The organism is Actinoplanes xinjiangensis (genome assembly GCF_003148685.1).
Lineage (GTDB): Bacteria > Actinomycetota > Actinomycetes > Mycobacteriales > Micromonosporaceae > Actinoplanes > Actinoplanes xinjiangensis.
Genome location: NZ_QGGR01000001.1, coordinates 55,760 through 70,515, shown reverse-complemented (window position 1 = coordinate 70,515; position 14,756 = coordinate 55,760). Strand labels below are relative to the sequence as shown.

Annotated in this window: 11 protein-coding genes; 4 read left to right on the top strand and 7 right to left on the bottom strand. The window is 71.3% G+C overall.

Annotation, left to right across the window (positions count from 1 at the left end; all coding sequences use genetic code 11):
• Positions 1-197: 197 nt before the first annotated feature.
• The 3 genes from BC793_RS49415 to BC793_RS00255 are packed head-to-tail and all read right to left on the bottom strand — an operon-like array spanning position 198 to position 1,944.
• Positions 198-893 (bottom strand): hypothetical protein, encoded by a 696-nt coding sequence (locus tag BC793_RS49415; protein WP_158319167.1) that lies wholly within the window; start codon positions 891-893, stop codon positions 198-200.
• A gap of 35 nt (positions 894-928) precedes the next feature.
• Complete coding sequence (locus BC793_RS00260; RefSeq protein ID WP_146246139.1) at positions 929-1,390, bottom strand: hypothetical protein; 462 nt, start codon at positions 1,388-1,390, stop codon at positions 929-931.
• The gene (locus BC793_RS00255; RefSeq protein ID WP_109588493.1) at positions 1,387-1,944 is read right to left on the bottom strand and encodes an anthrone oxygenase family protein; all 558 of its coding nucleotides are present in this window, start codon (positions 1,942-1,944) and stop codon (positions 1,387-1,389) included. The genes BC793_RS00260 and BC793_RS00255 overlap by 4 nt, the downstream gene beginning before the upstream one ends.
• A 92-nt stretch (positions 1,945-2,036) precedes the next feature.
• Between BC793_RS00255 and BC793_RS00250 the strand changes: the two genes are divergently transcribed.
• From BC793_RS00250 to BC793_RS00240, 3 genes are all read left to right on the top strand, one after another.
• Positions 2,037-2,654, top strand: coding sequence for a TetR/AcrR family transcriptional regulator (locus BC793_RS00250; protein WP_109588492.1), 618 nt, complete (start codon positions 2,037-2,039; stop codon positions 2,652-2,654).
• A complete protein-coding gene (locus tag BC793_RS00245) occupies positions 2,651-3,730 on the top strand; it encodes a hypothetical protein (RefSeq protein WP_239169818.1) in 1,080 nt (359 codons plus the stop codon). The genes BC793_RS00250 and BC793_RS00245 overlap by 4 nt, the downstream gene beginning before the upstream one ends.
• A 202-nt stretch (positions 3,731-3,932) precedes the next feature.
• Complete coding sequence (locus BC793_RS00240) at positions 3,933-4,502, top strand: 3'-5' exonuclease family protein (RefSeq protein WP_109588491.1); 570 nt, start codon at positions 3,933-3,935, stop codon at positions 4,500-4,502.
• Here the strand turns inward: BC793_RS00240 and BC793_RS00235 are convergent.
• A complete protein-coding gene (locus BC793_RS00235) occupies positions 4,481-5,647 on the bottom strand; it encodes a DUF1996 domain-containing protein (protein ID WP_146246138.1) in 1,167 nt (388 codons plus the stop codon). The genes BC793_RS00240 and BC793_RS00235 overlap by 22 nt on opposite strands.
• A gap of 183 nt (positions 5,648-5,830) precedes the next feature.
• Entirely contained in the window at positions 5,831-8,230 is a 2,400-nt protein-coding gene (locus BC793_RS00230; RefSeq protein ID WP_239169819.1) for a serine/threonine protein kinase, read from the bottom strand.
• Positions 8,231-8,863: 633 nt separating this feature from the next.
• Between BC793_RS00230 and BC793_RS50965 the strand changes: the two genes are divergently transcribed.
• Positions 8,864-9,505 carry an SIMPL domain-containing protein gene (locus BC793_RS50965; RefSeq protein WP_109588489.1) on the top strand — a complete coding sequence of 214 codons (642 nt, stop codon included), beginning with the start codon at positions 8,864-8,866 and terminating at the stop codon, positions 9,503-9,505.
• A 1,021-nt stretch (positions 9,506-10,526) separates the two neighbouring features.
• On the opposite strand, the gene BC793_RS00220 is transcribed toward BC793_RS50965, so the two are convergent.
• Both BC793_RS00220 and BC793_RS00215 read right to left on the bottom strand, forming a co-directional pair.
• Complete coding sequence (locus tag BC793_RS00220) at positions 10,527-13,208, bottom strand: DUF7824 domain-containing protein (protein ID WP_109588488.1); 2,682 nt, start codon at positions 13,206-13,208, stop codon at positions 10,527-10,529.
• Complete coding sequence (locus BC793_RS00215) at positions 13,205-14,539, bottom strand: DprA-like winged helix domain-containing protein (protein WP_109588487.1); 1,335 nt, start codon at positions 14,537-14,539, stop codon at positions 13,205-13,207. The genes BC793_RS00220 and BC793_RS00215 overlap by 4 nt, the downstream gene beginning before the upstream one ends.
• Positions 14,540-14,756: the final 217 nt, after the last annotated feature.

Sequence of the window (14,756 nt, the reverse complement as noted above, 5' to 3'; positions counted from 1 at the left end):
TTCACACCGGCCGGGGTACCAACACGAAGGTGCACCTGTACCGGAACTCCGGCAACTACGTCTGGAACAACACCGGCGACACCTCGACCCTGAGGAAGAAGGCCCGTAGGGCTCTCGGCCTGGGCAGGCGCAAGCCGGCCGCGGCGAACGCGCCGGTCATGGCATGCAGGGGCAGGTCTTCATCCGGTCCGCCGCCATCAACCGCCGGCGTCGCCGCCGCCGGCGTCCAGCACGAGCGGCACCGCGGCGACGCTCCACCCGGTAGCCGACCGCACCGCAACGGCGAGCAGAGCGGGGCCGGACCGGGCATCGTCGGGCACCGTCAGCGGGCGGCCGTCCTCGCCCGGCCGGCCGGGCATCAGCTCCCGGGCTTCCCCCACCGGGTTCACCAGCACGAACCAGGCGCGCTCGGACGGGCCGACCCCGACGACCCGGAGCGTGCCCGTGTCGCCGCCGGTCACTCGCACGGTCCGGCCGGCCGGCTCGGGATCGACCCGGTTCGCCTCCGGCCGGTCCCGCCAGGTATGCACCATGATGACGGCGAACGATCGCTGTGAGCCGGTGTACCGGGTGAGTACCACCGAATTCGGGATCTCAGCGGCGTACCGATCCGACACGAAGTGCCACCCGCCTACCGCCTGCCCGTCCGCGACGGCAAGCCGCTCCAGCACAGGCCGGAACCGTACGGGATCTCCGTAACGAGTTTGCGCGTCTTCGGTCAGCAGGGCCCACACTCCAGACGAGTCACGGGCACGAATCAGCTCCGCGAACCGGTCGGCGGTCCGCGCCGCGGATGTCAGGTCGGGATAGTTGCTGCAACCGCATCCCGCTGTGGGTCGGCTCAGCACCGACATCACGCTCAGCGCGACGGCGATCACTGCGACGACAGCCATCACCCCAAGAGTGCGCCGCACTTTGCCCGACACGTTCACGTCCCGGCCCGCCGCTCGAACGCGAGGATGAACGGGCTCTTCCACGCGCCGATCGCTGCCGCGTAGGCCATCAGGCCGGCGGCGATCCAGGCCACCGGCTCGTCCGCCCAGAGTCCCCAACCGATGCCCGCCACCAGGAACGGTGTGCCCACGGCAGCGCCGCACGCCGCCGCGCAGCCGAGCCGGCCCCGTAGCCGGCGCTCCCGCAGCCACGGCGCCGGCAGCAGGAGCAGGAGACCGGCAAGGAGCCCGGTCAGCAGGCCGATGATGGCGCCGATCAGCGTCCCCAGCACCAGACCCCCTCCGCCGCCGGGGCCGGCGTGCCATTCCGGGTCGGTCATGGCCTTGTACACCCCACCGGCGAAGAGCAGCGCCATGACGACGAACCCGAACACGGCACCGGACGCGGTGCCGACCGCGATCGACCTACCGGCCACTGCGGCATCGAACTTCCTCACGCGGTCACCGTAGAAGACGCGGGCGAGGCCCGGCCGCCGGTGATCGGTCGGGTGGTGCGAGCGTGCACCAGCAGGGCGCGGACAAGGCAGGCCAGCGCCGCGGTCGAGGCGATCGTCCGGACGAGGTTCCACGTCACCCAGATGTCCTCGTACGCGGCCCGGACCGCGCCCGGCTCACCGATCGTCGCGGGAACGCCGGCCGCGGCGAGTTCCTCGTTGAGCGGCACGCTGAGGACCATCGTGATCAGGAAGGCAGCCGTGTAACCCACGAGGGCAGCGAGGACCCAGGGGAGCGCGGGCCGGCTGTCCCGGCGTAGGTGCAGGGCGGCGGCCAAAGCGGTCAGCGGCAGCGCGCCGAAGAAGCTCGCCGCGAACCAGCCGTTGCGCACGGTCGCGTTGATCCGCTGCATGGCATCGATGAAGGCCCGGTCGTCGAGTTGGGCGAGGCCCAGCATGACCGAGCAGGCGTACGCGTAGAAGAAGCCGGCGATGAGACCGGTCGCCACGGTGGCCGAGCCGAGAATCCAGGTGCGGACATTAACAGATGCGGACATGACCACTCTCTCGATATATTCGAACCAGCGGGTACGGTTTTAAACGTACTCGCTGGTTCGAATAATTGCCAGAGCGACCCCGGAGGTTCACGGTGACCGGACAGACCCGTCGAGGCCGGCCCCGCGCCGGCGAACAGGCAGCCCGCCGCCATGCCGCCCTCGACGCGGCCCTCGAGGAGATCGTCGGCCACGGCCTCGAGGGCACGACGATGCAGGCCGTCGCCGCCCGGGCCGGCTGCTCCAAGGAAAGCCTCTACACGTGGTTCGGCAACCGGGACGGATTGCTGGCAGCTCTCGTCGAACGGCAGTCCGAGCAGGTCAACGCAGCTGTCACCGCAGCACTCGACCAGCCCGCCACACCACGTGCCACGCTGGCCGCCGTCGCCGGGAACATGCTGCGGATGCTCACCGGTGAGGTCTCGCTGGCGCTGAACCGGGCCGCCATGACCTCCCCGGATCTCGCCGCCGTGCTGCTGCGGCACGGCCGTCACACCACCGGGCCTCTGATCGAGGCCTACCTGGCACGGCTCGCCACGGACGGGCTGCTGCGCATCGACGATCCCGCCGAGGCATTCGAACTGTTCTACGGGCTCGTGGTGCGCGACGTGCAGATCCGGACCCTACTCGGAGAGGCTTCGCCGCCCGGCGCCGACCTGGAAGCCGCCGCCCACCGGGCCGTCCACCGTTTCCTCACCCTGACCAGCGGATGAGCCAGCCGTCAAGCAGCGCCGGCCTGGCGGTCCTGACGCTGCCGCTCGTTGCCGGTATCGTCGTCGGGGCCCTGCTGATGCTGCGTCTGCGTGGCGCCCACGGCCGGGTCGCCGGGACGTTGACCCAGTTGACTGCGGCGCTGGTCCTCCTCGGAACCGCCGGGTTCGCCATCGCCGCCATCAAAGAGGTCCTGTTCGCATCGGTCACCGGCGACTACCTCTCCGACGCCGGGGTCCTGGCATTGGCCCTCGTCGCCGTCGGCATGACAATTCTTGGCCTCTCGGCCCTGGAGCGGTCTCAGGCCGTTCCGAAAAGGAATGGGGCATGGGACCGCGAGGACCGGATCGCCCGGGCACTCGGGCGGCCGCCGGAACCGGCCGACGTCCGGGCGGCGCTGAAGTGGCGGTATCTCGACGAGCCCTGGCGGGCGTGGTTACGGCGATCGGGCGCCGGGGTGGACCTGTTCAACCGGTGGGTGGAATCCAGCGAACACGTCGCGTTGCTCGGCGAGGAGGCCTATCGGGAACAGTTGCTGCAATCGCTGTCCCGGGTGGCTCCGCGTGACTGCGCGGCCGCCGGATTCGGCTGTACCCGGCGCAGCGACCGGTCCTGCCGGGAGCCGGAGATCTGCGCACAGAACCCCTCTGCGGACACCGGCGAAACCGTCCATCGAGAAGGCCCTCTCCCCGGCGGGTGCGACCACTACTACGGCTGGCGGGGTGATGGCGATCCGCTGCAGGTCTACTTCAGTGCCGGAAGCCGGCATCGTGCGGTGGCGTGGGACGGACGGATCTGGATCGACGGAGATCCCCTCGCCGAGGACCACGCCTTCGCGTACGGCGGGGATTGGCTCGACGACCGTTTCTTCATGGCCCTCGGCCAGAAACGCGACGAATTCATGACGATCTCATCGGTGGTCGTGCACGACGCCGACCGAAGATCGACGGTGATCCTCGTGCCCACGGTCGAGGAGACGTGGACCCAACCGACGGTGGTACGGGACGGCGGCGTGCTACTGGTCTACCCGGACCGGATGGGCGGCGCGCCGGACCGAACCCTGCCGATCGACCCGTAGCCTGTTGACTCTGTCCTGGTGAAATCGGCAGGACCCGTTCCGAAAACGATCTCTACGGGAGCGGTCCGGCCCGGTGTGGCCGGTGGTGACGTGGCCTTCTCCTTTGGCTTGCGGGCGACGCCGGCCCAGTAGTGGGGCGCGGGGAGGTTTCCCGCTCCGGAATCCGGTCGACGCGGCAGCCCCCGCGCCCTATGGTGCCGACGTGGCACGACCTGAGATCTACGTCAGCACCGACATCGAGTCCGACGGCCCGATTCCCGGCCCGCACTCGATGCTGAGTTTCGCCTCGGCGGCCTTCACCGCCGACAAGACGCTGCTGGGCACCTTCACCGCGAACCTGACCACCCTGCCCGGCGCGCAGGGACACCCCGACACCATGGCCTGGTGGGCGACCCAGCCGAAGGCCTGGGAGGCGTGCCGGACCGACCAGCAGGACCCGGCCACCGCGATGGCGGCCTACCGCACCTGGCTGGAGGGACTGCCGGGCCGCCCGGTCTTCGTCGGCTACCCGGCGGCATTCGACTTCATGTTCGTCTACTGGTATCTGATCCGTTTCACCGGTGCCAGCCCGTTCTCCCACTCGGCCCTGGACATGAAGTCCTACGCCATGGCCCTGCTGGGCACCGACTTCCGGTCCACGGTGAAACGGACCATGCCACGAGCCTGGTTCAGCGACGCCCCGCACAGCCACGTCGCCCTGGACGACGCCGTCGAGCAGGGCGCCCTCTTCTGCGCGATGCTCGCCTCCAATCAGAGGGAGAACGGGTCGTAGCCGTCGTTGTCGCAGGTCCGGCGCTGGGCGATGCAGTTGCGGACGCGCTGATTCATGGCGTCGGCGTTCCACATCAGGAACGCGTCGCCGTGCATCGACGAGGCACTCCTGCCGTCCGGGTCGGAGGACAGGTAGTAGCCGGCCTTCGAGCCCTTCGCCGCGTACGCGATGTCGAACGTCAGCGCCGGGATCCGGACCGGGTGGCCGGCCGGGCAGCCGGCGTTCGTACCGAACGTCAGATGGTCCTTGTGATTCGGGCTGTCCAGATGCCGGCCGTCCCAGCAGTCCGGGAACTGAAGCATGAAATGCAGGCTCGCCGGTTCACCGCAGATCGGCCAGTTGCCGTTGTCGCTGCGGGCGTAACCGTCGATGTCGCCCGGCCCGTAGAACGCGCAGTAGAACTGGCCCTGCGCGCCGCGCGGTGTGGGGACCTTCCGCTTGGCGTCGCCAGCGATCATTCGCAGCCCGTTGGGAATGGGCACGACGCCGGTCGAATTGTCGCGCAGCGAACGGTAATAGACGCGGAAACCGGAGGTCTCGACCGGTTTTCTGCTCGCCGCCTCGTAGAGCGTCGGCACCCAGTAGGCGGAATGGTCGACGGTCGGCTTGCAGGTGGTCGCGGTGAACTTCATCAGATCGTCGGCCGTGGTACCGGCGTCGACGGCCTTGTTGCCGACGAACGAGTGCATGTGCGAGGCGCCGGGCAGCCCGGGGGCGACGATCGGGTCGTCGGGCCGGCGGTGGCTGTACTTGCAATCGGCCCGGAACTCCGGCAGATTGCCCGCGTCACCCGGCGGGTCGGCCTTCGTGCGCCGGTAGCCGGCGAGCTGCTCCTCCCAGGCCGCCTGGTCGACGGGGGTCCAGCCGCCCTTGGCGACCACCCGCGCCGGGGGCTTCCGCGACGCCGGCCGGGTCGACGGTGCCGCCGGCGATCCCGAAGCGCGCACCGGCGTGGGCTGCGGCGATTCGACGCCCGCGACCCGCGGTGACTGCACGGCCACGCTGTCGGCCCGGCTCATCCAGACGGCCGCTCCGGCGATCAGCACGACGGCCACGCCGACGGCGGCGACGGCCACACCCCGCGGGCGGCGGGCGTGGCGGCCGGACCCCGGCGGTGCCGGATCGGGGAACGGGGAAGACGGCACAGGTGACTCCCTGACAGGAAACGCGCGATGCGGCGGCCGGATCGGTCGGCCGCCGAAATGCTAGGCACGCCGCATGGACACCGGACAGGCACTTAAAACAAAGAAAAGAAAAGACCGTCCATTGGTACGCAATATGCGGCCCCGGCTCGGGAAAGTGTTATCGGCGCCGTTCTTCCACGTCTGTCAGGGGGTGTACAACTCCGCCACCGAGGTGACCACACCGTCCGCGGTGGTCACCTCGGCCAGCCCATCGGTCCCGAGGCGCGTGGCCAGTTTCTCGGCGGGCAGCGTGCAGGTTCCGGCGACGACCGGGTCGCCGGCGCACCGTTGCGGATCCTCCAGCACGCTGGTGAGCTTGGGGCTGGCCGAGGTCGGCAGGGTCAGCAGCATCCGGCTGTCCTCGGTCACCCACGCCTGCTCACAGGGCGCGTCCTGCGACGGTTCGAGACCGAACGTCGTGCAGTACTCGTCACCGGTCATGAACAGCACCGGCTCCACCACGATCGACCGGTTCTTCGGGTGGTACGCCCGTACCTTCACGATCGACTTCGTCCGGCCGGTGCGGACGTCGGTGAACGCGGGTGCCGACGGGTCGGGCACCGTCTCGGTGTCCTCGATCGGCCTGATCTCCGTGTCCGTCACGGTCGCACCGACGAGCGCCTCGTCATTGCGGGCCGCATCGACCGGGCCGACACCGAAGCCCACCTTGCCGGCCAGCAGACTCGGGTCGGTCAGCGTGGCGTCCAGCATGTCCGTGCCGTCCACCGACACCGACGCGTTCTCGTCCAGGATGCTCAGCACCACGGCGCGGCGCAGACCGGGCGCGAACAGGTCGGACTCGACCGACCCCAGTGTGGTGGTCTGTACGGCGCCCTGGTGCCGGATCCGGATGAGCTGGGGGCACAGGTCCAGCCAGTAGGAGCTGTCTCCCACCGCGCGGAACTGGATCTCGGCGCAGGACTTGTCGTTGCGCACGGCCACCCCCGCGGAGATCGACTGGTCACCGGCGAACGACGCGGTCGTCCCGGGGCACACCATCATGAAACTCGAGGTGGCCATGACCAGGCCGTCCTTGAACGAGCAGGTGCCGCCGAACCCGTCGGTGGTGGCCTTCCACTGCCCCCGCCGCTCCAGGGAGTCCACCACCCACGGGCCGCGCACCGCGCCCGGCACCGGCATCGACAGTTGCGCGACCGTGTCCGAGCCGGTCGTGTCCACCACCGGCTCGGTGTCGAGGTTACGGCTGTACAGGCCGACGGCGGCCATCAGCACGGTCGCGGCAGCGGTGGCGGCGACAACCGTACGTCTGCGCCGTTTCGGTCGCCGGACCGGGATCTCGATCCGGCGACCGCTGCCCGACACGTGCCGTCCGGACAGTTGGGCCGCCTCGGCGGCCTCCCGCAGTCGCGGATCGAGCGCCGGCGGGCGGCTGATCATGTTCGGGTCGGTGTTCTGCGCCAGCAGCAGGTTGAGCAGTTCGTGCGCGGTCGGCCGGTCGTCCGGGTCCTTCGACAGCGCCAGCGCCACCAGATCCGCCAGCGGCCCGGACAGCCCGGTCAGATCCGGCGGCTGCGTCAGGATCCGGGCGGCCGTGGCGACCGGCGAATCTGCCCGGAACGGTGTGCGGCCGGTACCCGCGTACGCGATGACCGCACCCCACGCGAACACGTCGGCGGCCGGCGTGATGTCCCGGTGGATGCCGTCGAACCGTTCCGGCGCCATGTAGGCGACCGTCCCGACCATCTGGTCCGGATGCGTGTGCTGACTGGTCACCTCCAGCGCCCGCGCGATCCCGAAGTCGATCACCTTCGGCGAGCCCAGCGCGAACAGCACGTTGCGCGGCTTCAGGTCACGATGGATGACGCCCGCGCCGTGGATCGCGGTCAGCGCCGTGGCCACCCCCACCGCGACACCGTGCAGGCGGCTGTCCGCCAGAGGCCCGTCGCGCGTCACCACCTCGTCCAGACTCGGACCGTCGACGTACTCCACCACCAGGTAGGGCGTCTCGTGCTCCGGGTCGGCGTCGAGCACCGCGGCGGTGCAGAACGGCGGCACCTGACGGGCGCGCTTCACCTCACTGCGGAATCGCCCGCGGAACTCCTCCTCGTGGGCGTACTCCGCCTTGATGATCTTGATCGCGACCAGGGGTGCGTCGTCGTGCCGCCCGTCGTGGCGGGGATCGCTGTCATACCGATCGTCGTAACGGGGGTCATCGTCGTACCGCCCGCCGTGTCGGGGCTCGCCCCCGCGCCGGCCCCCGTGGCGCGGGTCGCCGTCGTGCCGGCCCTCGTACCGCGGGTCCCCGTCGTACCCGCTCTCGTACCGCGCGTCGCCGTCGTACCCGCTCTCGTACCGGGCGTCGCCTTCGTGCCGATTCTCGTACCGAGGGTCGCCGTCGTACCGGCGGCCGTGTCCGTCGCCGTGTCGGAGGTCATGCCGGCCGTCGTGTCGCGGGCCGCCGGTGCGCCGACCGCGGATGCGCCTGGCCAGGAAGACCGAGCCCATGCCGCCTTCGCCGAGCCGGGCCAGCAGCTCATAGCCGCCCAGTTCGTGCGGGTCGCCGGGGCGCAGCGGACTCTTCATCGATCAAGCCCATCGACGTTGGACACGGACCGGCATACAGTACGCAGCCGCACGAGCCGCGGCCCCTTCGCCCTGACGTGTCGAGATGCGGGGAATACCCGATGGTCCGGTGGGCCCGAGGTCTTGAATAGGGAGGAAAACGGCTCAAAAGGTGGGAAAATGAATCGTTCACGTGTCACTGTTCCAGCGCTCGTCCTGACGGCATCCGGCGCACTCTCGTCCGCCCTGCTCGGCGCCCCGCCGGTGCTCGCCTCACCAGGTCTCGCTTCCGCCCTCACGTCCTCCTCTACGTCTTTCTCCGCTTCTTCGTTCGCTTCTCGCTCTGTTACCTCGCTCCCTTCGTCCGCTACGGCACCCGCCGGCCACTCCGCCGCCGTGCCCTCTGCCGCTCGATTCGGCACGTCCTCCGTCGCTCTTTCCGGCGCCGCCGCTCCGGTCGCTGGTTCCGGTGCTGCCGCTGCTGCGGTCGCTGCTTCCGGCGCTGCCACCGCTCAGGCCACTCGTTCCGGCGCTGCCGCCGCTCCGGTTGCTCGTTCCGGTGGCGCCGCTGCTCCGGCCGGTAGCTCTGGTGCCTCCTCTGCCGCTCCCGCGGGTCGTTCCGGCGCCTCCGCGTCGGATCCCGCGTGGGAGAGTGTGCTGGTCACCGGAACCGGCGCGGTCTTCGGTGAGCCCGACACACTTACCGCCGATCTCGCGGTCGACACCACCGCCGCCACCGTCGCTGCGGCCTTGGACCAGGCGGTCAAGGCGGCCACCCGGATGCGCGACGCACTCGTCCGCGCCGGCGTCGCCCGGGCCGACCTCCAGACGGCGAACGTCAGCGTCACCTCGACGACCGACGACAAAGGCAAAGTGACTGGCTACAACGTCAACCAGGGACTCACCGCGACGATCCGCGACCTGTCGAAGGCCGGAGCCCTGATGACCGTGGCGATCACCGCCGGCGGGGACGCGGCCCGCCTCACCGGGGTGTCGTTCGCGATCGAGGAGAACACCGCCCTGATCGCCGAAGCCCGCAAGAAGGCCTTCACCGACGCCCGAGCCAAGGCCGAACTGTACGCCCGGGAAGCCGGACGCCCTCTGGGCCGAGTCGTCAAGATCAGCGAGCCGACCCTCGGCTACGAGGAACCCGTCCAACGGGACAAGATGATGGCCAGCCTGGGCTCGGGGGACATGTCCGTCCCCATCGAGCCGGGCCGCCAGCGCGTGTCGGTCACGGTAACCGTCGAATGGATCCTCGCGCCCGCAACCGGAAAGGCGATGCTCACTCCCTGACGCCCGAACTCCTGTGAGGCCTCTCCCGGGTTCTCACCCGGGGCGTCTTGGCGGATTCTTCCTGCCCCGCCGGTGCCGGTGGCCGGTGTGGGTGCCCGTATGGATGCCGGTGTGGGCCTCGGCGGCCGCAAGCCACCCGGGCACGCGGCCGTGAGGCAATGTGGTCGGCCGTTGCGGGCAGAGGCGGTCGGCTGCCGTGAGGCAATGCGATCGGCCGTTGCGAGCGGAGGCGGTCGGCTGCCGTGAGGCAATGCGATCGGCCGTTGCGAGCGGAGGCGGTCGGCTGCCGTGAGGCAATGCGATCGGCCGTTGCGAGCGGAGGCGGTCGGCTGCCGTGAGGCAATGCGGTCGGCCGTTGCGGGCGGAGGCGGTCGGCTGCCGTGAGGCAATGCGATCGGCCGTTGCGAGCGGAGGCGGTCGGCTGCCGTGAGGCAATGCGATCGGCCGTTGCGGGCAGAGGCGGTCGGCTGCCGTGAGGCAATGCGGTCAGCCGTTGCGAGCGGAGGCGGTCGGCTGCCGTGAGGCAATGCGGTCAGCCGTTGCGAGCGGAGGCGGTCGGCTGCCGTGAGGCAATGCGATCGGCCGTTGCGGGCAGAGGCGGTCGGCTGCCGTGAGGCAATGCGGTCAGCCGTTGCGAGCGGAGGCGGTCGGCTGCCGTGAGGCAATGCGGTCAGCCGTTGCGAGCGGAGGCGGTCGGCTGCCGTGAGGCAATGCGATCGGCCGTTGCGGGCAGAGGCGGTCGGCTGCCGTGAGGCAATGCGGTCAGCCGTTGCGAGCGGAGGCGGTCGGCTGCCGTGAGGCAATGCGGTCAGCCGCTGCCGGCAGAAGCGCTCGGCTCCCGTGAGGAACTGCGGCCGTTCGCTGCGAGGGAGCGGTCGGCAGCCGTGAGGAAACCGCCCGAGAAGTCACGTGCAGGCAAGCCACGACACGCCGTTGATCCCTCCGGTCGCCGGACCCTGATGAGGAGACATCCTGGGCCGTGGGCGCCGGGGGAGCGGCACCCACGGGGCGAACCGGCAGGTCAGGCGGCGAGGGCCGCATGCAGGCGCTTCGCCTCCCGGACCAGGCGCGACGTTCCTGGTCGGCCGGCGACCGCGGCCAGGCCCGGGATCTCGGTCCGGGCGCCGATGGCGACGGCTACCTGGGTGGCGAGTTCCAGCAGATCGGCCAGCGCCCGATGGTTCGCCGCGAGCAACGGTGGCAGCGCCGCCGTCAACAGCTCCCAGATGGCGGCGGATCCGCCGGAGCGGTGGACGTCGCTGAGGGCGGGCAGCACCCGGTTGAGTTTCACCGCGCTGTCCGACGCCAGGTCGGCCAGCGCGGCGCCGACCGGCCCCGCGAACGGCTCCGGACCCGCCGCCATCATCAGGAACGCGTCGACGGCGGCGGCGCGGTCGGCTTCCTGTTTGGCGCCGAACGTGTACGCCATGCCGTAGGTGAGGGCCGGGCCGATGCGACCGGTGCCTTCGGCCAGCAGGGGCAGCAGCCGGCCGTTGCCGCGCTGATCCTGGTCGGCGAGGGCGGCGAGTTCGCCGATCGCCCAGGCCGCGGCCACCTCCCGATGGTGTGGCAGCACCATGGCCAGCACGCCCGGCCGCTCCCCGAACTGGTCCGGCGCCCATTTCGGGTGCGCCGGCGGGTCGAGGGTGAGGAGCTGCCGTTCCAGGCGCAGCCCGCCGTCACGGGACGGGCGCAGGGTCGCCGCCATCCGCCGGGGCACGTCGACGCCCCACACGAACCCGCGCTCGTGGATGGCCGGCACCTGCATGAACAGTTCACTGGCGGGGTCGGGCAGGCCACCGGAGCCGAGCCACTGGGCGAGCTGCCGCCCGGCCGGTGAGGTCAGCGCCGTGGCCCGGCGTGTCACCTCGGCGGGAACCTCGGTACGGGGCAGGCGCAGCAGGGCCTGCTCCAGGTCGAACGGCCACGGCTGCCAGCCCTCGGCCTCCGCCCGGGACAGCCGGTCCAGCAGGACCTCCGGGTCGAGGTTGCCGTTCACGTGGGTGGGTGTGGCGACCAGCATCGGCATCATCGAGCCGTTGAGGTGCACCGCGATCTCGGCGATCCGCAGGGCCAGCACCCCGTCGGGCGCGCTGGACAGGTCCGAGCCGATGCCGCCACGCCGTCCTTCCTGCCGGGCGGTCCGCACCGCGCCGTACAGCCGCTGGTGGGTGCCGTGGTCGCGGGGCCGGCCGGTCGCCACCGAGATCGCGGCACCGAGGCAGGCCAGGGCCGCACCCCGGTTCCATGTGTCGTCGCTCAGCTCCCCCGGATACCGGTCGAGCAGTGGTGGCAGGACGGTGGCCAGTTCCTCGCCGCGGCCGTCGGAGTGCAGGCTGACGAGGGCGGCCAGGACCCGCTCCCACCGGACGCCGGACTCCTCGTGCACGAGGACCGCGATCTCCTCGGCCAGCTCGGCCGCGGCGGTGATCGGCGCCGGCATGAGCGCCGGCCCCGGGTAGGGCGGCAGTTCGGGGCCGGGCCCGGCCCCGACGGTCGTGCCGAACACGGCGGCCGCCCGGGCCGGCAGGTCACCGGCCAGGGCCGTGGTCGCCTCAGCGATGCGGGCGACGGTGTCCGCGGGCAGGGCGGGCAGATGCCTGGTGATCAGGGTGAGGGCGCGTTCCTGAATGTCGAGAGCCGGATGCCCGAACGCGGCCGCGACCGTCTCGAACACCTCAGCGGCCCGCTCCGGCTCTCGCCTCGCCACTTTCTCCAACCAGGTGATCTGTGCCTTGACCAGGGCCTTCTCTTTGCGGAACAGGACCGGCAGGCTGCTCTCGAGGAGGGTGTCCACATCGAGGCGGCCGGTGTCGTCGAGCGTGCGCAGACAGCGCTGCGCCAGCGTGGCGATCGCGCCGGGGCCTTCGGCGAGCAGCCGGGCGTAGTCGAGGGCGTGCGCGGCGATCTCGTCGACCGTCGGCGCCAGCTCGTCGTGCAGCAGCACGAACGGGCGCAACGCGTTCGGCTTGTCGCCACGGGCCAGCCGGTCCACGGTCGCGGCGAGGATCGGTTTGCGCTCCAGGCGGCCCTCGGCGACCAGTGCGGCGACCGCGTCGTGGAACCGCATCCCCGATTTCTGCGCCGGGTCCTCGCCCCAGGTGGCGTGGTAGATGTCGGCGCCCATGCCGTCGATCTCGAAGACGCCGGGCAGCAGCAGGTCGAGGTGCGGATCGTCGCGCAGCCGCCCGCTGAGTGGCGGCGTCCGCCCGTCCCGCAGCCCGATCAGCCGAGCGAGCCAGCCCCGCACCACACCTTCGGTGACCGGTGGCTGCGCCCCGCCCGCGTGCAGGAGCCCGGCGGCGAAAGCCCAGTCGCCGCCGTCCCACACGTCGCGGGTGGGCAGCCGTACGCACAGTCGCTCGCCCAGCTCGCCGAGCCAGTCGAGGTGCCGGGCGTCGGCGATCTGCGTGAGCCGCCCGAGTTGGATGCGCTGCCACGAGTCGCGCAGTCCGCGCCGCAGCAGCATGGTCGCCGCCCGGGCGGCGGTCGGCGCCGTCCCGATCACGGCGAGCGCATACCCGGGCGCCGGATCCACGTGGGCCCGCCAGTACACCTCCGGGTCGGTGCCCTTGATACCGGACTCGACGGCCTTGGCGAACGCCAGCCGCTCCGGCTCGGTGGCCTCCAGGATCAGCCGGGCCACTCCGGGCTGGTCGCCGCTGCGGGCGCGACGGTCGACGGTCTCCCAGTCCAGGCTCATACCGCCATCTCCTCCTCGGCATCCTCGACGACCGCGCCGGCCTGGACCATGCGGACGGCGAGGGCGTGCTTGCACGGCCCGCGCTCGCCCCGGTGCCTGGCCCACCACGGGCACGTGCAGGAGGTGGCGTCGCGGACGTGGTACGTCTCCCCGCCGCTGCGCACCACCGACACCTCCGGCCCGGCGGTGACCGCACCGGCCGTGACCAGGGCACGGGCGCCGGCGAGCCGCGGGTTCATCCGCTCCACCACGTCGGCTGAATACGGCAGGGTGCGATGGAAGTAGCCGGCCTCGGCCACGTCGTAGCCGACCCGCCCCGCCGTGCCCAGCTGGGTGAGTGCGTCGCGGACCCGGCTCGCGTCCAGCCCGGACGCGGTGGCCAGCGCGTCGACGTCGATCGTCGGATCCCACGACAGCAGGGCACTGACCAGGTCGGCGTCGTCGGCAGCCTCGTCACTTGCCAGGGCGTCCAGGACGGCGCCCTCACCGGAGAACCCGCGGTACGGCTCCGGCGACAGGGTCAGCGACAGCCGCAGCGACGGCATGCTCAGCTCCCACGTGCTGGCCACCGGGCCACTGCCCGCGACGACGGCCGGGCCGTAGACGCGCAGCCCCGTCGCGTACCGCAGGAAGGGTTTGAGGGCCGCCAGCCGGCCGGCGCCCGGCAGGCACACCGCACCCGGCACCGGCCGGGAGGTGAAGCGCAGCGAACGCCCCGCCGGAACCGCCCACAGCACCGATCTGTCGGCGGCCGGGAGCCGGTTGAGCAGGATGCGGGCCTCGGTGACGCCGATCTCGGCGCGCGGGTCGAAACGGGCGGTGAGCACCTGCGCCTCGGCGAAGCCGCGCAGCCAGCGCGACGGCAACGGCACCTTCTTCTCCACCAGGCTGCCGTCGAACGTGGTGACGGTGAGGTCGTCGGGGCCGACCGCGACGTGCATCGGATCGGCCCGGCCGACCCGGGTCAGCGCCCGCTGCAGCGGCACGTTGACGTCGACGTTGGTGGTGCCGTGCGCGACGATGTCGCCGTCGAGGCCGCCGGGCAGCACGTCCATCCGGGCGTAGACGCCGCAGCAGCCGGAGAACGACTCGAACCGCAGCCGGTCGGAGCCGGCGGTGACGACCGGGTCGAGGCTGGCCGGCGGCAGGGGCCGGAAGTACCGGGTCCGGGCGACCTCGGCCACGGCTAACAGGCCGGTGGCCGCGGCGCCGGGGTCGGTGAGGAAGCCGGTGAAGAAACGGGGGTGCGCTGCGGGACCACCGGAGGTCTGCAGGGTGAGGCCGTCGTCGAGGACCGACGAGCCGAGGTACGAGTACGCCGCGGAAACCATGCGCAGAAAACTAGATGCGGGGTACGACATTTTCGCCCGGCCGTCCGGATCGGGAGGGTGCCGACGGCCGGGCAGCCCGCCGGTCACGGGCCGATCGCGACCGCCCATCCGACGATCGCCGGTGGGGTGTAGAGCAGCCCGACACGGGTACGGGTTCACGGAAGTGAGAAGAAGGACACCGAGGCCGCATCGGGTTGTCGGGAGTACTAACCTCGCG

Coding starts and splice junctions, on each gene's coding strand:
- BC793_RS00220 (WP_109588488.1), bottom strand. CDS start 13,208: ATGAGCCTGGACTGGGAGACCGTCGACCGTCGCGCCCGCAGCGGCGAC.
- BC793_RS00230 (WP_239169819.1), bottom strand. CDS start 8,230: ATGAAGAGTCCGCTGCGCCCCGGCGACCCGCACGAACTGGGCGGCTAT.
- BC793_RS00215 (WP_109588487.1), bottom strand. CDS start 14,539: ATGGTTTCCGCGGCGTACTCGTACCTCGGCTCGTCGGTCCTCGACGAC.
- BC793_RS00245 (WP_239169818.1), top strand. CDS start 2,651: ATGAGCCAGCCGTCAAGCAGCGCCGGCCTGGCGGTCCTGACGCTGCCG.
- BC793_RS49415 (WP_158319167.1), bottom strand. CDS start 893: ATGGCTGTCGTCGCAGTGATCGCCGTCGCGCTGAGCGTGATGTCGGTG.
- BC793_RS00255 (WP_109588493.1), bottom strand. CDS start 1,944: ATGTCCGCATCTGTTAATGTCCGCACCTGGATTCTCGGCTCGGCCACC.